The organism is Candidatus Melainabacteria bacterium RIFOXYA2_FULL_32_9, assembly GCA_001784615.1.
In the GTDB taxonomy this organism is placed as follows: Bacteria; Cyanobacteriota; Vampirovibrionia; order Gastranaerophilales; family UBA9579; genus UBA9579.
Genome location: MFRQ01000030.1, coordinates 1 through 18,013, shown reverse-complemented (window position 1 = coordinate 18,013; position 18,013 = coordinate 1). Strand labels below are relative to the sequence as shown.

The window sequence follows — 18,013 nt, the reverse complement described above, 5'->3', positions numbered from 1 at the left end:
ATTTAAAATTGCTTAATTTTAAGAATAATTTTTTTGATCTTGCACAGAAAAGTCTAAAACCTTTTATTGTTGTTAATAATATATCAAAAACGGATAGGTAAATCAGGCATTTGAAATATTTTTGTCTTTACTTTGTTTTAGTTTTTCGACATCTTCCTTGATGGTTTTGATATGGTAAATCAAGTCATCAATCGACATTTTTAAATCTGTTCCTACGGCTTGAATATTGGCAATATCCTTATCCATAATAATAATCCTTTCATTTATGCTATGATTAGTTCTTGAGGATACAAAAACCAACCCTAATTTGTTTAGGGCGATATTTTTTATTATTTACCTTTGAATAAAAAATGATTTTCTGCATTCTAACTATAAACGATATAAAGAGACAAGTCAAGTTCAAAATTTCTCAAGTATAAAAACTTAACAAAAAAGGGACAAAATGCTTATAATTAAAGCTAAAACAGATAGTATTTTAAAAAATAAAGATATTTCTTACTACAAATTAAGTAAACTTGTAGATTATGATGATAGTTATCTCAATAATATTTTTAGAGGTAAAAATCCCTTTCCTAAAGACCTAATAGAAAAACTTTTGCCCATTCTGGAAGTATCAAGAGAGGAATTTGAGGGATGGATTCTTGCTGATAAATATCCAAGAGAAATTATTGAACGTACTATCCAGATAAAAAAAGAATTTCCGTATAAAAGAAAGTCTGTTCTTACAACCAAAATTGATGAAATACTTCAAGAAAAAGATATGTCCAGAACCGCTCTTGCAAAACAGATAAATTATAGCCAGAGCAGTTTAAATCAAATTATTACAGGCAAAAGAGGCATGCCTAAATCTGTTCTGGAAAAAATTTCTCAGACTCTTGAGAAATCTCAAGATGAGATTTTAAGCTGGATTCTGGTCGATAAATATAGTCTAAAAATTTTAGAAACAGCTCTAAAAGAACTTTCTAGACATGCTGGTACACTTTAAATAAAATTAGACAGATACCTCAAATAACTAAGGAGTATTCCCATGATTAAAACAAATAAAACACTTTTAGCTTTATCATTAATTACTGCTTTTTATTTATGTATTAATTTAGCTTTAGCTTATAGTGATAGGTCTTTGGAAAATTGGGATAATCCTTATTCTCATGATCAATTAACGATTACCTTACAAAATAGTCCAACAGGTTACAAATTACAATTTATGCTAAAAAAAGATGAAAGTGATAATAATAAACTAACAAAGATAGAATTTCTTGATAAGGATGGACAAATTATTGAGACAGGTAATGTTTCAAAAACAGGAAGTGATACAAATCATGCGAATCATTGTAGAAGCACTTATCCAAGAGACATATCGCTTTTACATAAATGTCTAGCAAGCCCTCCATCAAATTCTTCATATGATAGTAATAAAATCAACTATTATTCAGTAGGAGAAACTTACTGTTCCTATAATAACTACTATAAAATAAAATTTTGGCGTATAGCTAAATAATAGCTATTTAACTTCAGTCACTAGTTAATTTGAGTAAAAATTCTCAAAACACCCACCCACAGCCACCCATTGGTAGCAAAGAGGCTTCGCCTCTTTTGCAGTTCTCTATAATTTTTGAGAATTTTTACTCAATATTCATGCTGATTTTAGCTAACTAGCGACTCAGGTTATTTATTGACAGGCCTTACGCAGATTGTCCTAAATATAGAAATAAAGATAAATAATTTCTAAAATTCTCTAAAGAAGTCATTTATCTTGGATTTTAGCGAATGACATTTGCTAGTAATCTTAGAAATCCTTTTCAATTCTAAGCTATAAATGATAATTGGATAGATGCCGGATCAAGTCCGGCATGACATCCTGTTTGCGCAAGCCCTGTTATTGAATATTACAATTAAATAACTTTAATATTCCCATACATTTAATCTCCATATTTCAAAATTAAGATAAGCTGCATAAGTTACCCATGCAATATATGGAAGAAGTAATATAGTTGCAGCTCTAGATATAACTGAAAATATGAATATTGTTGTAAATATAGCAATCCAGAGAAGTATAATGACAATTAACCCTCCGGTTATAAAGTGTAAACCAAAGAAAACAAGCGTCCACAAAACATTTAGCCCAAGTTGAACTCCAAAAAAAATCAAAGAAGTCCTGATCATAGGTTTATTCAGACCCTGATTCCAAACTAAATATAAAGAAATACCCATTAAAGTATAAAGAATCGTCCAAACAGGCGCAAAAACCCAATCAGGCGGAGTAAAATCAGGTTTAAAAAGGTCATTATACCAACCCAAAGACCCAGAAGTTGTAAATACACTACCTAGTAATCCGGCAAACTGACAAATAAGGATACTACCTAACAACCTTGCAGCGTTTAACCATCTTTTCTTCATAAAAAACACCTCTTGCATATCAGGGTATTATATTTTCATTCAGCCGTATTGTCATGCCAAAAGTGGTGAATAATGATAAACTCATCCAATCTAATTATAAAGGTTTTCAATCATTATGATAAAATACATTTAACTCCAATACTATAAATAAGGAATGAAATATATGTCTAATCAGGAAATTACCAATAAATTAAATCGAGCATTAGAATATCACAAGGCTGGAAGGTTCCCGGAAGCAGAAATCATTTATAGAGGTGTATTGCAGGAAGATCCAGATAACACAAACGCTTTAAATTTATTTGGAATACTTTTACATCAGCTTAAAGAATATGATGAAGCTGTCAAATACATAAAAAAAGCCTTGGAAATAAGCCCTTCAGCTTATTTCTATAAAAATCTTGGAAATGTTTATATTGATAAAAAAGAATATCAAGAAGCAATAATGAGTTATAAACAAGCCTTAATACTTGCGCCCGAAGACTTTGGGTTATATTTTAGTATAGGATTAGCATATAGAAGTATTAACGACATTGATCAGGCAATAGCCTATTATGAAAAAGTTTTGGAATTAAATCCAGATCAATTGGAAGCTCATTATAATCTGGGAATTGTTTATAAAAATAAAAATGATTTAGATAAAGCCATTTATCATTATGAAAAAGCTTTAGACATAAGCCCAAGAGATGCTGACGTATGCGTTAACCTTGCAAATGTGTTAAAAGAAAAAGGTGATATGGATGAGGCTATATTCTATTACAAAAGAACTCTGAAATTGAAGCCTACATACGAAATGGCCTATTTTAACCTTGCTAAAACTTATATCGACAAAAACGATCTTGATAATGCGGTAAAATGTTTTGAAAATGTACTGGAAGTAAATCCCCGTAATGCTAAAGCACATTTTAATCTGGGTAATATTTACAGAGATAAAAATGAGTTAGATAAAGCCATAAACTATTATCAAAAAGCTCTTGAATTGAATCCAAATTATGCTGAAGCATATAACAACCTTGGTATAGCTTTTTTCACCAAGGAAAATCCTGATAAATAAAACTCCATAAACTTTTATAGTTTATATTATGTATCTTATCTATTATAGACTCAAGTTGCTACCTACATAAATTTATTGTTTAGAGATTGCCACGCAAGAATAATTGATGCTGGCTATCCACGATTCATGGCTCGCAATGACATTCAAAATTATTTAAGTAGCAACTTGAGTCTATTACATTTACTTTTTTAATTTCTAATTTTTATAATATGATTATATTGTTGGAATTAAAGGAAATTTTAAAATGCCTCTTGAATTCAAAAAATTGGATATTCCTGAAGTTATTCTAATAAAACCAAAGGTTTTTTCTGATAGCAGAGGTTTTTTTGCAGAAACCTATAAATATTCAGAGTTTCGTAAAAATGGAATTCCTCAAATATTCGTTCAAAACAACCACTCCAAGTCTTCAAAAGGAGTTCTAAGGGGATTACATTACCAAAAGAATCCCAAAGCTCAAGCAAAACTTGTTAAATGCATTAGAGGTGAAATTTTTGATGTCGCAATAGATATCAGAAAAGGTTCTCCAAGTTTTGGAAAATGGGTAGGTGTTATATTATCAGAAGATAATAAAGAAATGTTGTTTATTCCTGAAGGATTTGCTCATGGTTTCCTTGTTTTAAGCGACGATGCAGAGATTATTTACAGCGTCACAGAAGAATATTCTCCTGAAAACGATAGAGGAATAAGATGGGATGATCCTGAAATCGGTATAAACTGGCAGATTGATAATTTTATTATTTCGGAGAAAGACTTAAAACAACCTTTATTAAAAGATATAGATAATAATTTTGTTTATTAATAGGAGAATTCAAGATAATGAAACTTCTTGTTACAGGCGGAGCGGGCTTTATAGGCAGTTGTTTTGTAAGGCATATTCTAAACAAATATCCTGATTATAAAATTATCAATCTTGATATTTTAACTTATGCAGGAAATTTAGAAAATCTAAAAGATATAGAAAATAATCCTAATTACACCTTCGTTCACGGAGATATATGTGATAAAAAGCTTGTAACATCAATTATGGGAGGAGTTGATTGCTGTATAAACTTTGCAGCAGAATCTCATGTTGATAGAAGCATTACCGGACCTGAAATATTTATCCAGACAAATGTTCTTGGAACACAAACTCTGTTAGAAGCTGCAAAACAATTCAGAATAGGCAGATATATACAGATATCAACCGACGAAGTTTATGGATCTCTTGGACCAACAGGGTATTTTACGGAAAATACTCCATTAGCGCCGAATAGCCCATATTCAGCGAGTAAAACAGGTGGAGATCTAATAGCAAGAGCATATTTTGAAACTTTTAAAATGCCTGTTTTAATTACAAGATGCTCAAATAATTATGGTCCATATCAATATCCAGAAAAACTTATCCCATTATTTATAAGCAATTTATTGCAGGATAAGCAAGTTCCAGTCTATGGTGATGGCATGAATATCAGAGACTGGTTGTATGTTTATGATCATTGCAGTGCGATAGATGCAGTATTACATAAAGGTAAAGAAGGTGAAGTTTACAATATTGGTGGAAATAACGAAAAACCAAATATTGAAATAACAAAACTCCTTCTTAAAGAACTTAACAAGACTGAATCTTTGATAAATTATGTTGAAGACAGATTAGGTCATGATAGAAGATATGCAATAGACAGTTCTAAAATTCAGAATGAACTTGGATGGAGTCCTAGTGTAACCTTTGAAGAAGGAATAAAACTAACTATCCAGTGGTATTTGAATAACCAAGAATGGATTGAAAACCTTCAAAATAAAAAAGAAACAGCCGTTCTTTAAGGAGCCAAAGTTGAAAAAGATTCTAATTACAGGTGCAAAAGGAATGTTCGGGCAGGATTTAGTTGCTTTATTAAAAGATAAAGGCTATTTAGTCATTGAAACTGATATTCATAATATGGATATTACTAAATATGACGATGTAAACACCTTTTTTCAAAATAATACCTGTGATGCTGTAATTCACGGAGCCGCTTATACCAATGTTGATGGCGCAGAGAGTGATCCTCAAACAGCTTTTTTAATAAATGAAACGGGTACAGAAAATATAGCTAAAATCACAGGAGATTTAGAGCTTCCTCTTGTATATATAAGCACTGATTATGTATTTGATGGAACTAACAATACTCCTTATGAGCCGAATGATAAAACAAATCCCCAAAGTGTCTACGGAAAATCAAAGCTTGCAGGGGAAATTGCTGTTCAAAAATATAATCCAAAACACTATATAACAAGAACGAGCTGGCTATATGGACATAAAGGTAAAAATTTTGTTGAAACAATCATAAAATTGGGACGGGAAAAACCTGAACTAAAAGTAGTTAATGATCAAAAAGGTTGTCCAACCTGGACTGTTGACCTTGCTGAGGCTGTTATTAAAATTTTAGAAGAAATATATCCTTATGGAATCTATCACGCCTGTGGATCAGGTGAGACCACCTGGCATGGATTTACAAAAAAAATATTCCAACTTATGGACATCAAAATACCAGTATTACCTGTAACTACAGATGAATTTCCAAGACCCGCAAAGAGACCCGCTTATTCTGTTATGAATAATGAGGGAATTTGTCAACATTGGGAAAAAGCTATTGAACAGTATATAAAAATAAGGAGTGAGGTATGAAGGGGATTATACTAGCCGGAGGGAGTGGAACAAGACTTTATCCTGTTACAAGATGCGTATCAAAACAGCTCTTACCTGTTTACGATAAACCAATGATATATTATCCTCTTTCTGTTTTAATGCTTGCTGGAATTAAAGAAGTTCTTATCATATCCACCCCTGAAGATACACCCCGTTTCGAGCAGCTTCTTGGTACCGGAAATGAACTGGGTTTATCCATTTCTTATGCCGTTCAGCCTTCTCCTGATGGCCTGGCTCAGGCTTTTATCATTGGGGAAGAGTTTATTGGAGATAATAATGTAGCTCTTATTCTTGGAGACAATATTTTCTACGGCCAGGGCTTCTCAAGCATGCTCAAAAATGCAGTAAATAGAGAAAACGGTGCTACAGTATTTGGTTATAGAGTAAAAGATCCTGAAAGATTTGGAGTAGTCGAGTTTGATGAAGACGGGAAAGTCCTATCGCTAGAAGAAAAGCCTAAAAAACCAAAATCAAATTACGCCGTAACTGGATTATACTTTTATGATAATAAAGTTGTAGAATTTGCTAAAAACCTCAAACCTTCACCAAGAGGAGAATTAGAAATCACTGATCTTAATAACATCTATTTACAACTTGGAAAATTAAATGTTGAGATATTCGGACGTGGTTTCGCCTGGCTAGATACAGGAACTCATCAATCCCTTCTTGAAGCAGCTCATTATGTAGAAACCATAGAAAATAATCAGGCATTAAAAGTAGCCTGTCTTGAAGAAATTGCTTACAAAAAAGGTTTCATAGACAAAGACCAACTTTTAAAACTTGCTACAGCTCTGGAAAAAACGGATTACGGCAAATATCTTTTAAATGTTGCTAATGAATAATTATTCTGCTAATTCTAATTTATTAAAATGTGCTTAAGAACTCAAACCTAAAATATATAAAATATCTCCAGTAGTATTAAAAATGAGTAAGTCAGATGCCTAAGCTAAAAGAATATCCAATCATATTTCGAGATTTTGCTGTTGATCTTTTAAAAGGAGATTTTAATAAAAGCAGCATAAAGCTTAAAAGTGCCTGTATCTCATTACTTGATAAAGCACTGAGTTCTGATAGCTCAATCAGGTATGCTATTTGGAAAATTAATAATTATAATAAAAGCATAAATCCTATTGAAAATTCTCCAACAAAGTTTGCTATTATCTACTTTTTTGAGGATAGCTTTAATAAAACAGATTTTAACAAACTAAAAAACATTCTTAATAAGCAAGTTTATAATAATTATGAAATTTTTGTTAGTAGCGAAAACCTTATTGACGAAATTTTAGAGAAAAGTTTTACCCACATCTGCTTTGTAGAACAAAAAGATGTAATTTCTTCTTTTGCTTTAAATTCCATAGCCAATCTGATAAATCAAAAACCTGATTATGATATCATTTATTCTGATAATGATATCATAAATTTACTTGGTATCAGAGTTAAACCTTATTTTAAACCTGAATATTCTCCTTTATTGCTACTTAGTCATAACTATTTTAATGGGCTTTTAACTATAAAAATAAATGATATCTTAATAAACGAGCTTAGAAACATTAAAATAACTAATCAAGAGATTTATAAACTTGTTTTAAAGCTTACAAGACAGGTGTTAAAGATAAAAAGAGTTCCAGATATTCTATATCATAAGCATTTTTCTAATCATAATCGATCTAAAAATATTTCTACAATAAATATTGTACAAAATGAGCTTAAAGAGCGTGATTTAAATGCAAAAATTCTTGATTACAAACAAAAAAACTGCAATTTAATTAAATTTTATCCTGAAAACCAGCCTTTAATCTCGATAATTATTCCTTTTAAAGATAAAGTTAGTTACCTAAAACAGTGTATAAATAGCATTGAATCAAAATCAACTTATAAAAATTATGAGCTAATTCTTGTTAATAACAGAAGCAATGAGCCTGAAACTCTGAATTATCTTGAAAAAACAAAACACAAAGTCTTAAATGCTAATATCGATTTTAATTTTTCAAAATTAAATAATATGGCAGCCGAAATTGCTAATGGAGAATATTTATTATTACTGAATAATGATACTGAAGTTATCACTCCTGATTGGCTGGAATCTATGTTAGGACTTTCTCAATTACCTCAAATTGGTGCGGTTGGTCCCAAATTACTCTATCCAAATAATAAAATCCAACATGTAGGTATAATTACCAGAAAAAGAGGCACAAATCATATTAACAGCCTTATGGATTGTAAAAAATCAGGTTATAAAAACTATAATGACTTGCCAAGAGAATGTAGCTGCTTATCTGGAGCTTGCATTATGATTTCTAAAGATAAATACGAGGAAGTTGGAGGGCTAACAGAAGAACTGGCTGTAGAGTGGAATGATATAGATTTTTCTCTAAAGCTTATTAATAAAGGCTATTACAATGCATTTTGTCCCCATAGTCTTCTTTATCACTATGAAAAAGTTTCAAGAAGGGGTAAACATAAGAATTCCCTTAATCAAGAAATAAAATATTTTCTTGATAACTGGGAACAGGTTTTACCAGAAGATCCTTTTCATAATCCCAATTTTTCAGGTAAAAAAACCGGATTTGCTATAAGAATTGATTAAATTCCAGGATAAACTCCAATTGCAAGCCTGTGTTAGAACTTTTCTATTTGAATTAAACTATTTGATAATCTTCCTCTTTATTTTTAAATTGGGTCAGGTATAGGGTTTTATAAGCTCCATTCTCAATTTGCATTAATTCATCGTGATTTCCGACTTCCACAATCTGTCCTTCATTAATAACGGCAATTCTAGTGGCATTTTTAACAGTGGAAAGTCTATGTGCTATTACAAAAACGGTTCTATTTTGCATTAAACTTTCTATGGCTTTTTGTACAATAGCTTCTGATTTATTATCAAGGGCGCTTGTAGCTTCATCAAGAATAACTATTGGAGCATTTTTTAATAAGGCTCTTGCTATTGCGATTCTCTGTCTTTGTCCGCCTGATAACAGAACACCTCTTTCACCAATTTCTGTATAAAGTCCTTTTTCTAGACCAGCAATAAACTCTTCTAAATAAGCACCTTTTACTGCTCGTTGTATTTCTTCCTCAGTTGCATCAAGTTTTCCTATGATGATATTGTCTTTGATTGTACCTTCAAATAGTACATTATCCTGAAAAACTATAGCAATTTTATCTCTTAAGGATTGTAAATCAATATCTCTTACATCTATTCCATCAATTGCAACTCTGCCTGATATTACATCATAGAATCTTGGGATTAAAGTAACAAAGGAGGTCTTGCCACCACCCGAATTTCCAACTAGAGCAATAGTTTCACCTACTCTCACATTTAAATTTATGTCTTTGAGAACAGGAGTACCTTCATTATACTCAAACCATAGATTTTCAAAGCTGATTTGTTGATTTATAGAGCCAATTTTTACAGCATTAGGATTATTTTTTATTTCAGGCTGATGATCGAGAATATCAAAAACCCTTTCCATTGCTAATAGTGCATTTTTAAGATCAACATAAGTATTACCAAGGCTCTTAACTGGTTGGTATAAAAGGAGTAAAGCTGTTATAAATGATACAAAATTTCCACTTGTAATTTGCCCTGTAACAATAAGATGGCTTCCATAACCAATAACACTAGCTATTCCTATTGATGCAACAAAATGGGCAAGAGGAGTCAGCCATCCTGTACTTTTTATCATTTTCATACTTAGATTAAACGCTTCATGCAGGAAATTATTATATCTTTTGTATTGATAATCCTGCAAGTTATAAGAAGTTATAATTCTATTTCCTGCAAACGTCTCATTATATCTTGATATTATCCTTCCTCCAATTTTGACATTTTCGTTAGAAATATATCTCAGTCTTTTTCTAATTAAATAAACAGGTGCAAAAGCACCTCCAAGAATAACAACAGCAATAATTGCAAGCTGCCAAGAGTTGTACAAAAGCACTCCTACAAGTGAAACAGACGAACAGACTCTTGTAACAAGAGTCTTTATATTACCTATTACACCTGATGAAGCTAAATCAGCATCACTGGAAAATCTTGTAATAACAAGTCCTGATGAACCTTTGTCAAAATATCTTGATTCAAAGGATAAAAGTTTTTTAAAGAGTTCAGCCTTTAATCCTAGAGTAATCTTACTTCCTGCCCAGGTATTCATATATGTGGAAATATAGTTCAAAATTGCTTGAACAGCAGTAAAACCTACGATTGCAAAAGGTATATAGTAAGAAAGCCTCATATCTTTCTCTACCATAACCACATCCATATAAGGCTTTAAGGACAATGCAACTACTGCTTCAAGAGCACCTATTGGAATCGCCAATATTAAACCTAATACAGCTCTGAATAAATATGGTTTAACGTATGGGTAAATTCTTTTGTAATAATAAACTAAACGATCTTGTTCTTGCATAAAAAACTTTCCAGTATTTACTTTACCCTAATATACAACAAAATTTAATTCGGGTCAGAAAAATACTGTTTATCTTAAATTTCTCTTAAAATAATTAAAAATCTTGATCACTATCATTCATCCGAATTCTTATTAACTGATAAACGCATTATTGTCAAAAATCCAGTCAAAGAATAGATAAAAGTCAGCATCTAAACCCAACTGAGATAATTTTGCAGCAGAGCACAAATTCTAAAAATCCATTAAAATCCTTGCAAATAAAGAATGTGCCTGGGGGGATTCGAACCCCCGACCTACAGCTTCGGAGACTGGCGCTCTATCCAACTGAGCTACAGGCACAGATTAGATTTATATCAATTTTAGCATTTAGCTGATTTATTAATTTAATATTTCAAAATAAATTATAACTCATCAACTTTTTTATAAATAACCTCTGTTTTCTATACTGGAAAATTTAATCCTGTTTATCAGGATAAAGTCAAATAATTTTAGAAATTATAACCTCATGCCTATTGATAAATATCGATAATAACAATAGCATGCCTTACTTAAATATACTGGCAAATTATAATCAGAGGGTTTGAGAATGCTAAAGAAAAGGCTAATCAATGTTATTGAGTTTCTTAATACAACCCTGGACGATTTTATTTTAAAAACACTAAATCCTGCCACAAATAATACTACTGTTTGCCTTGAGGATCGTACAATAGGAGATTCCCTTTTAAAACTTCCTTATTATTCTCAATTAACAGATGAAGATATTTTAATTCTTTGCGGTAAGAATGCTGAAATATTCAAGCATTTTTTACCCAAAATCAAGTCTGTTGATATTCAGGTTGAAAGCTTTTTTAGAAGCCCTAAATATAGATATACAAAACTAAATGAGATTTCTCCTAATAGAACTATACCTAAAAGATTATTGGTTACAATTCCTTATAGACCAACAAGGTTTATGAAACTTGCTCAAAGGCTACCTATCAACGAAAAACTAGCTTACCAAGGAGAATCCCTACTTTCAAATTCTATTGATTATTCTTTTGATAAGAATTTTAAGATTATACATAATGATAATTTTCGCATTGCTGGTAAGTTCGATACTCACTTTAGCCAGCATATAAAAACTCTGTTTGAATATGCCTTTGACAAAGAGCTTGAAGTGACTAAAGATGATTATTTAAACTTTTTTAGCAGTTCAATTGTAAAAAATTCGAGCCTTAAAGACTATATAGTTATAATGGCAGATTCAGCAAGGTATTTCAGAAAATATCCCGACTTAAACTGGCAAATCATATTGAATAACTTACCTAAAGATCTAAAAATTATAGTTCTTGGTACAAGTGAGGTAAATTTGCAGCATCCCAATTTAATAAATATGATAAATAAAACAACTCTTTTAGAAGCAATAAGACTTATTCAAAACGCAAAATTGGTTATTGGAAATGAGACAGGACTTACACATTTAGCTTATTTGTCAGGAATACCAACAATTTGCATACTTTCAGGAGGACATTTTAAGAGATTTTTACCCTGGGATGATTTTAGTGACATCGTTGAATGTATCTATAAACCTATGAATTGCTTCCAGTGCAACTGGAACTGCAAATTCGCTAATATCAAAGAAAATGATATAACACCTCCTTGCTTGAATATCTCCCCAAATATAGTTTTAGAAAAAATAGAGATATTTAACCAGAAATATAACATATTTAGCCAGAATAAAATTATATAAATAAGGTGCTTGCTTAGAAAATATGAACATGTATCAATAATATAAACATGTCATTGCGAGCCTGCAACGCAGGCGTGGCAATCTATCTGTTGAACATCGGAAAGATTACCACGGTGACACAGTCACCTTTTTAAATTCATCAATCTTAGTATTAAAACTATGATTATAGACTTTAATGGTGCAGCTTTGCTGCTTCCTCGTAATGACAGTTTTAACGATTTTCAAAGTTTTATAAGTACTGAAAACTGCAAATATTGGAAATCTATTACTAATCATTAAATAATTCTAAGCAAGCATTATAAATAATGTGTTAACTGCTAGTAGTATCCTTCTTACTGTTAAAATATTGTAAAATTCCTTTTCCAATTGCTTTTGCTATTATATTTTGCTTTTTCTTGCTTAAAAGCTTATATCTCTCATTTTCATTTGACATATATCCAATTTCAACAAGTATTGCAGGAAAATTAGCATTACGAATTACATAATATCTGGATCTTAAAGTCATTATATTACTATCAGCTAATGCCATATTTATAAAACTTTTTTCCACTCTTTCTGCAAGGTGCTTACTTTGAAACGTATTCCAATAAATCTCAACGCCTTCCAGACTTCTATCCCAGGATGAATTTGCATGAATACTTATGAACATATCAGGCTTTTCAGATTTAGCAATACTCACCCTTCGTTTTAACGAGAGAGTTCTATCATCTTCTCTTGTCATAACAATCTGAAAACCCTGTTTTACCAAGTGGTTTTTTAATTTTTTAGCAACGGAAAGATTTATATCCTTTTCATAAATACCACCCTGGGTTGTCCCAGGATCAACTCCCCCATGTCCTGGATCAATAACGATTTTAAAATTGTTACCAGGATAAAATATCGAGTTTAACGTATTTTTAACAGATAATAAACCTGAATCGATATTATTTATTAGAATTAATAGATTGAATTCTGATAATACATTAAAACTTTCACTGCTAAAAAATAGACTTCCTGGCTTTGTCTCAAAATTCCCAAGCTTAACTAAAGGTTTATTTGCTGAAAAAGTAATTATATTGGACAAAAAACCTATAACTAATACTATAAGTGTAAATTTAATAACCTTTTTTATCATATTTCTTATGCTTAAAAATTTAAATACCTTTATATCACATATAAATATAAAACAAATTAAGTCATTTAACTGCATCCACTAGATTAATTATTTTATGCAAGATTATTCTTATTGTAATTAAAGAATTTCAGAATATTGTCCCATTGTTTTCTGATTTAAACAGCTAAAAACTCTAGTTACTAAGAGTTGGTTTAAAACCAGTATTTACTAAGGACAGCGTAAAAAATACTTATGGATTTTGATGAAAAATCCAATAGGTATTTTTGTAGGTGACTCAGTCACACTATTAAAGTCTTTAACTATTTCAACCTTATATATGTGCCTTTGGCACTTCTTATAACCAGCAAATAATCTTTTCTTAACAAATTTGCCCCTGCAAATCCATATTGATATTGTTATCTTATCTAAGGAGTATTTGAGGGAATTTTATGAATATAGAGTACGTTACATTAATTACAGACTATAAACATGACAAGAAAAATGAAATTAAAAAATTATTGATCGAAATAGAAGATAAGCTGGTTTGCGCTTTATGTGTGGAAAAAGTAACTAAAGATTTTAAAAGAATCAAAAGACAAGAACCTTTTGCTTATCAAATGGTCTGGAATTTAATATAAAATTATAAATGATTTTAAAATATAACCCGTAAGAACCCTTTTTATTAGCCTTTTGTGCGTTGAAATTTACCTGAGCAACATTAAAAATTTGAAAATTAAGGCTAATAAAAGGAGAATATTTTATGACAAAATCCAGAATAAACCCAGCCTGCTTAGTAAAAGTTATGACAAAAGCAGGTTTACTTATTATAATTACAGCTGGAATATCTCTAAATCAGGCTCAAGCCCAAAATAATCAAGCTTTTGGGATACCAAAAATACCGGATATAGTTAGAAACACTCTAAACACAATTCCTACTGTAAATCTAGGCACTACTCAACAACAATTGGAACTTATTCGTTCATTTATAACCAATTACATTAATGTAATTCCAAATCTTACTCTTTCACAAGATCAAATAAATGCTGTTCTTTCATATTTTGATGTTGATCCATCAACACTTAGAATAGGATTAAGTCCTCAGCAATTGCAGGCTGCTCAAACCTTCTTTATCAACAATTATAATCAATTAGCTAATTTAAGATTATCAAATCAGGATTTAAGTACTGTTATATTGGTTCTTACTAATAATGCTCAGAATATTTCAACATTATTAAGAATTAATCCTGAAATAGCAACGTTAATTAGAAGTGTTGCGCCGCAAATTAACCAGTTAACATCAGTAAACCAACAAATAAATACTATTGTGACTCTTCTTAGAACTACTATTCCTGAAATAAACACATTATTAACGGTGTAAAGTTAATACCATTTTAAAAGAATGGTTTGTGCTGTAAAACCAGGCCCAAAACCTAGCATAAGCCCATATTTAGTTGTATTTATGTCTTCTTGCAAAAATCTTTCTAAGATAAATAATACAGTTGCACTGGACATATTTCCGTGAAATCTCATAATTTCTTTTGATTCGGTAATTTTCTTGCCAAATTTATCCAGTAAATCTTCTAACATTAAAGTTATTTTTTTCCCTCCCGGGTGAAATATAAAGTTATCAATATCTTTTAGAGTTAGATTATTTCTTTCAAGGAAAGGAACTGTAATATTTTCAAAGTGCTCGATAATTTTATTGGGCACTTTTTCACTTAAAACGACTTTAAATCCACTATTTGTAAGATCAAATCCAAGAATATCCGTTGTATCTGGAAAATGATACATTTGAGTATCAATTATTTCCGGCGCAAATTTATTAGTTGGACCAAGAATTGCACAAGCTGCTCCATCGGCAAAAACAGCTGATCCCACAATATTATCTATAGAAAAATCATTATATTGAAACGTAATACTTGGTATTTCAACTGAAATAACTGCTACGTTCTTGTCGGGATAGGCTTTCATAAAGTGATCTGCATAAATTAAACCTGCAACACCACCAACACATCCCATTTCTGTAACGGGAAGCCTGTGAACATTTTGTTTAAACTTAAAATTATTTATTAAATATGCATCAAAAGAAGGTATCATATACCCTGTACAACTTGTGGTTATAATGTAATCAATATCTTCTGCTTGCAATCCAGCTTTTTTTAAAGACTTATCAAGAACTTTTGTGCCCAAATTAATTGCTGAATTTATATAGTGCCTGTTCTTTTCTTCTAGTGACATTGGAGAAAAGATTTGATCTATCGGTAAAATACTATATTTTTGATCTATTTGAGCTCCTTCAAAGATTTTAATGATCTTTTTTTGGTATAACTCTGGCTGATTCTTAACCCATTTTCTCACATATTCAATTATTTCTTCTGATTTATATCTGTAATCAGGTGTTGCTGTAGCTACAGAAATAATTTTATGTATCACAGTTTTCCTTTCAATAATTCAACAATATAAAGATGTTATAAAAATTAATATTATTAGACAAAAAAGCAGAATAAATTATTCTTGTGATTAATATAATCGAGTATTTTATTCTGCTATAAAATCTTAATAGTGCTACAACGAAAACCAATAGCTTTAAATTATGTTTGTATGTTTAAAAGAATGCAGCGATGACTTAAGTTAGGTAATGGATATTACCAAAAGCCTTAAATTACTTTTCAAGAACTAGTAATATATGGAAATAAAAATTGTTTTAACTTTTTGTATAGCCGTACTTATAAGATTAATTAGTTTCTTAATCTCAAATAAAAATGAAAGAAACCTAAAACTTTTTGGTGCTGTTGAATATGGAAAATCTCACAGTATTATTTTGATGTTTTCCCACACTATATTTTATTTTTCAGCGTTTGTTGAAGGACTTATAAGAAAAACCTCATTCGATACTATAACCCAGCTGGGAATAATAGTTTACATAATTTCAACTCTTTTTCTTTGTATTGTAATATATCAATTAGGCAACTTTTGGACATTTAAATTGATAATAGCTAAGGATCATTGCTTAAATAAAGGTTTTATTTTCAAATATTTTCGTCATCCTAACTATTTTCTAAATGTTATACCTGAATTAATAGCAATAATACTAATATGTGAGGCATGGATAACCCTGACCATCCTATTTCCAATTCATTTAATATTTTTAATAAGAAGAATAATACAGGAAGAGAGAATTATGAGACATAAATTTGCCGGTTATTAGGTTATTTCTTTATAATAATCCTGATATAACATTTTAAAATTTATTTTAAAATTAATATGTTTATTTTAATAATCAATATGTTGTAAAATACTTAAATAACAGTTAAATATTTTTGAAAGCATATGCAAACGTCAGAACCTTTAAATAAGTCAACAGAAAAAACTGTAAATGACTACATAGAACTGATTGAAACCATAGCTAGAATAGAATATACAAGGTTGAAGACATCGTCTCACCTGATTGACTATTCGGAACTGGTTAATATTGGTGCGATCGCTGTATATGTTATTCTTACTAATTCTAAATACAATGATTTTAATATTTCTTATATGTCAACAGCCATAAAATGGGCTATCAGAAATGAGCTTAGACGCAGATACAAGTGGTATGCATTCAAACATCCATCTCATAAAGAAGATACAAAAGAAGTACTTGAATCTTCTGGTGAACTAGAGGAATTAGACCAATCTGAAATTAGAGAAGTTATTTATGGAGCTATACTTTCTATAGATGATCTTGCAGATGCAGAAAATCCAGTCCAAATAAAAGATTCTTCTTTAACTCCTGAAGAAAGTCTCGAATTTAGAGAGCTTAATAAAGCTGTTAAAAATGCTATGAAATATCTACCACCACGAGAAAAAATGGTTCTGGAAACAAGATTTTATAAAGGTAAAAAAATAAAAGAAATAGCAGACGATTTGAAAATCTCTTCATCCAGAGTTTCAAGAATTATTCAATCCGGTCTTGATAAAATAAAAGAAAATCTTAGAAAACAGGAACTAATTTAACCTTTTATTTTAAGATTCTGCAAAAACCAATTTACTGCTTTATTAATAGCATCTGCATTTAATAAATTTCAACTATTCAGATTATTGGGTGGATCCTCAATACTAGTATATAATAAGGACGTAATAAAAAATGCGTAAGAATTTTTTATTACTCGTTTAATAGCTGAGCACAGGAAGCAGCCTACAAAAATCACAAAAGATTTTTCATCAAAATCTTTAATGATTTTTTCCGCTGTCCTTAGTAAAAAACATATTTAGAATATATGTGTGGATTTCTTGAAAACTGAAATGAATCTAATTGATCGTTTAAAAATTCATCTAAAATTTATTGATACTATTACAACAAAACTCTTAACTCTTGTTTTGTTTATAACCGTTATTCCACTTATAGTTGTGGCGAATTTCTCCACAACTATTATTAATCAGAATATGTTTGATAGTTCAAAAAGTGAGCTGAACTTTGGTGCTTTAGTAGTAAAGCAAAAATACCAGGAAGAATTAAATAATTTAAGACAGCAAACAATTCAAGCTTCAAAACTATATATAGCCCATTATTATGACGAATACCTTATTACAAAAAATAAAAATACTTTATTAAATAGTCTTGATACTTTTAGAAATACTTCTAAACTGGATTATTGCCTATTAGTAGGCAATAATGACTTTATACCAG

At 30.4% G+C, this 18,013-nt stretch carries 17 protein-coding genes, 1 tRNA gene and 1 pseudogene; 14 read left to right on the top strand and 5 right to left on the bottom strand.

Annotated features, from left to right (window positions below; genetic code table 11):
* Nucleotides 1-442: 442 nt before the first annotated feature.
* Complete coding sequence (locus tag A2255_07065) at nucleotides 443-985, top strand: hypothetical protein (protein ID OGI22710.1); 543 nt, start codon at nucleotides 443-445, stop codon at nucleotides 983-985.
* 42 nt (nucleotides 986-1,027) lie between these two features.
* The gene (locus tag A2255_07060) at nucleotides 1,028-1,498 is read left to right on the top strand and encodes a hypothetical protein (GenBank protein ID OGI22709.1); all 471 of its coding nucleotides are present in this window, start codon (nucleotides 1,028-1,030) and stop codon (nucleotides 1,496-1,498) included.
* A 404-nt stretch (nucleotides 1,499-1,902) separates the two neighbouring features.
* On the opposite strand, the gene A2255_07055 is transcribed toward A2255_07060, so the two are convergent.
* A complete protein-coding gene (locus A2255_07055; protein OGI22708.1) occupies nucleotides 1,903-2,415 on the bottom strand; it encodes a TspO protein in 513 nt (170 codons plus the stop codon).
* A 145-nt stretch (nucleotides 2,416-2,560) separates the two neighbouring features.
* Here A2255_07055 and A2255_07050 point away from each other — a divergent pair, with 145 nt between their 5' ends.
* The 6 genes from A2255_07050 (at nucleotide 2,561) to A2255_07025 (ending at nucleotide 8,700) form a co-directional block, all read left to right on the top strand.
* Nucleotides 2,561-3,448 carry a hypothetical protein gene (locus tag A2255_07050; protein OGI22707.1) on the top strand — a complete coding sequence of 296 codons (888 nt, stop codon included), beginning with the start codon at nucleotides 2,561-2,563 and terminating at the stop codon, nucleotides 3,446-3,448.
* 244 nt (nucleotides 3,449-3,692) lie between these two features.
* Nucleotides 3,693-4,247 carry a dTDP-4-dehydrorhamnose 3,5-epimerase gene (locus A2255_07045; protein OGI22706.1) on the top strand — a complete coding sequence of 185 codons (555 nt, stop codon included), beginning with the start codon at nucleotides 3,693-3,695 and terminating at the stop codon, nucleotides 4,245-4,247.
* Nucleotides 4,248-4,264: 17 nt separating this feature from the next.
* Nucleotides 4,265-5,248 carry a dTDP-glucose 4,6-dehydratase gene (locus A2255_07040; protein ID OGI22705.1) on the top strand — a complete coding sequence of 328 codons (984 nt, stop codon included), beginning with the start codon at nucleotides 4,265-4,267 and terminating at the stop codon, nucleotides 5,246-5,248.
* 43 nt (nucleotides 5,249-5,291) lie between these two features.
* Nucleotides 5,292-6,092, top strand: coding sequence for a dTDP-4-dehydrorhamnose reductase (locus A2255_07035; protein ID OGI22711.1), 801 nt, complete (start codon nucleotides 5,292-5,294; stop codon nucleotides 6,090-6,092).
* A complete protein-coding gene (locus A2255_07030) occupies nucleotides 6,089-6,955 on the top strand; it encodes a glucose-1-phosphate thymidylyltransferase (GenBank protein OGI22704.1) in 867 nt (288 codons plus the stop codon). The genes A2255_07035 and A2255_07030 overlap by 4 nt, the downstream gene beginning before the upstream one ends.
* 95 nt (nucleotides 6,956-7,050) lie before the next feature.
* Nucleotides 7,051-8,700, top strand: a complete 1,650-nt coding sequence (locus A2255_07025; protein OGI22703.1) for a hypothetical protein — start codon at nucleotides 7,051-7,053, stop codon at nucleotides 8,698-8,700.
* A gap of 52 nt (nucleotides 8,701-8,752) precedes the next feature.
* Here A2255_07025 and A2255_07020 read toward each other — a convergent pair whose 3' ends face one another.
* A complete protein-coding gene (locus tag A2255_07020) occupies nucleotides 8,753-10,522 on the bottom strand; it encodes an ABC transporter (GenBank protein OGI22702.1) in 1,770 nt (589 codons plus the stop codon).
* A 265-nt stretch (nucleotides 10,523-10,787) separates the two neighbouring features.
* Nucleotides 10,788-10,861 (bottom strand) — tRNA-Arg (locus A2255_07015).
* A gap of 247 nt (nucleotides 10,862-11,108) precedes the next feature.
* Between A2255_07015 and A2255_07010 the strand changes: the two genes are divergently transcribed.
* Complete coding sequence (locus A2255_07010; GenBank protein OGI22701.1) at nucleotides 11,109-12,251, top strand: hypothetical protein; 1,143 nt, start codon at nucleotides 11,109-11,111, stop codon at nucleotides 12,249-12,251.
* Nucleotides 12,252-12,561: 310 nt separating this feature from the next.
* Here A2255_07010 and A2255_07005 read toward each other — a convergent pair whose 3' ends face one another.
* On the bottom strand, nucleotides 12,562-13,440 hold the full coding sequence (locus tag A2255_07005) for a hypothetical protein (GenBank protein ID OGI22700.1): 879 nt from the start codon (nucleotides 13,438-13,440) through the stop codon (nucleotides 12,562-12,564).
* Between the two features lie 353 nt (nucleotides 13,441-13,793).
* Here A2255_07005 and A2255_07000 point away from each other — a divergent pair, with 353 nt between their 5' ends.
* On the top strand, nucleotides 13,794-13,982 hold the full coding sequence (locus A2255_07000; protein OGI22699.1) for a hypothetical protein: 189 nt from the start codon (nucleotides 13,794-13,796) through the stop codon (nucleotides 13,980-13,982).
* A 122-nt stretch (nucleotides 13,983-14,104) separates the two neighbouring features.
* Entirely contained in the window at nucleotides 14,105-14,722 is a 618-nt protein-coding gene (locus tag A2255_06995; GenBank protein ID OGI22698.1) for a hypothetical protein, read from the top strand.
* Between the two features lie 2 nt (nucleotides 14,723-14,724).
* Here the strand turns inward: A2255_06995 and A2255_06990 are convergent, their stop codons facing one another.
* Entirely contained in the window at nucleotides 14,725-15,777 is a 1,053-nt protein-coding gene (locus tag A2255_06990) for a 3-oxoacyl-ACP reductase (GenBank protein ID OGI22697.1), read from the bottom strand.
* 253 nt (nucleotides 15,778-16,030) lie between these two features.
* Between A2255_06990 and A2255_06985 the strand changes: the two genes are divergently transcribed.
* The 3 genes and pseudogenes from A2255_06985 (at nucleotide 16,031) to A2255_06975 (ending at nucleotide 18,013) form a co-directional block, all read left to right on the top strand.
* A complete protein-coding gene (locus A2255_06985; GenBank protein ID OGI22696.1) occupies nucleotides 16,031-16,552 on the top strand; it encodes a hypothetical protein in 522 nt (173 codons plus the stop codon).
* A 122-nt stretch (nucleotides 16,553-16,674) separates the two neighbouring features.
* Nucleotides 16,675-17,340 (top strand): hypothetical protein, encoded by a 666-nt coding sequence (locus A2255_06980; protein OGI22695.1) that lies wholly within the window; start codon nucleotides 16,675-16,677, stop codon nucleotides 17,338-17,340.
* A 288-nt stretch (nucleotides 17,341-17,628) separates the two neighbouring features.
* Nucleotides 17,629-18,013 (top strand): annotated as a pseudogene (locus A2255_06975) (hypothetical protein).

Coding starts and splice junctions, on each gene's coding strand:
- A2255_07060 (OGI22709.1), top strand. CDS start 1,028: ATGATTAAAACAAATAAAACACTTTTAGCTTTATCATTAATTACTGCT.
- A2255_07040 (OGI22705.1), top strand. CDS start 4,265: ATGAAACTTCTTGTTACAGGCGGAGCGGGCTTTATAGGCAGTTGTTTT.
- A2255_07000 (OGI22699.1), top strand. CDS start 13,794: ATGAATATAGAGTACGTTACATTAATTACAGACTATAAACATGACAAG.
- A2255_06995 (OGI22698.1), top strand. CDS start 14,105: ATGACAAAATCCAGAATAAACCCAGCCTGCTTAGTAAAAGTTATGACA.
- A2255_07035 (OGI22711.1), top strand. CDS start 5,292: ATGTTCGGGCAGGATTTAGTTGCTTTATTAAAAGATAAAGGCTATTTA.
- A2255_07020 (OGI22702.1), bottom strand. CDS start 10,522: ATGCAAGAACAAGATCGTTTAGTTTATTATTACAAAAGAATTTACCCA.
- A2255_07010 (OGI22701.1), top strand. CDS start 11,109: ATGCTAAAGAAAAGGCTAATCAATGTTATTGAGTTTCTTAATACAACC.
- A2255_07065 (OGI22710.1), top strand. CDS start 443: ATGCTTATAATTAAAGCTAAAACAGATAGTATTTTAAAAAATAAAGAT.
- A2255_07050 (OGI22707.1), top strand. CDS start 2,561: ATGTCTAATCAGGAAATTACCAATAAATTAAATCGAGCATTAGAATAT.
- A2255_06980 (OGI22695.1), top strand. CDS start 16,675: ATGCAAACGTCAGAACCTTTAAATAAGTCAACAGAAAAAACTGTAAAT.
- A2255_06985 (OGI22696.1), top strand. CDS start 16,031: ATGGAAATAAAAATTGTTTTAACTTTTTGTATAGCCGTACTTATAAGA.
- A2255_07025 (OGI22703.1), top strand. CDS start 7,051: ATGCCTAAGCTAAAAGAATATCCAATCATATTTCGAGATTTTGCTGTT.
- A2255_07005 (OGI22700.1), bottom strand. CDS start 13,440: ATGCAGTTAAATGACTTAATTTGTTTTATATTTATATGTGATATAAAG.
- A2255_07055 (OGI22708.1), bottom strand. CDS start 2,415: ATGCAAGAGGTGTTTTTTATGAAGAAAAGATGGTTAAACGCTGCAAGG.
- A2255_07030 (OGI22704.1), top strand. CDS start 6,089: ATGAAGGGGATTATACTAGCCGGAGGGAGTGGAACAAGACTTTATCCT.
- A2255_07045 (OGI22706.1), top strand. CDS start 3,693: ATGCCTCTTGAATTCAAAAAATTGGATATTCCTGAAGTTATTCTAATA.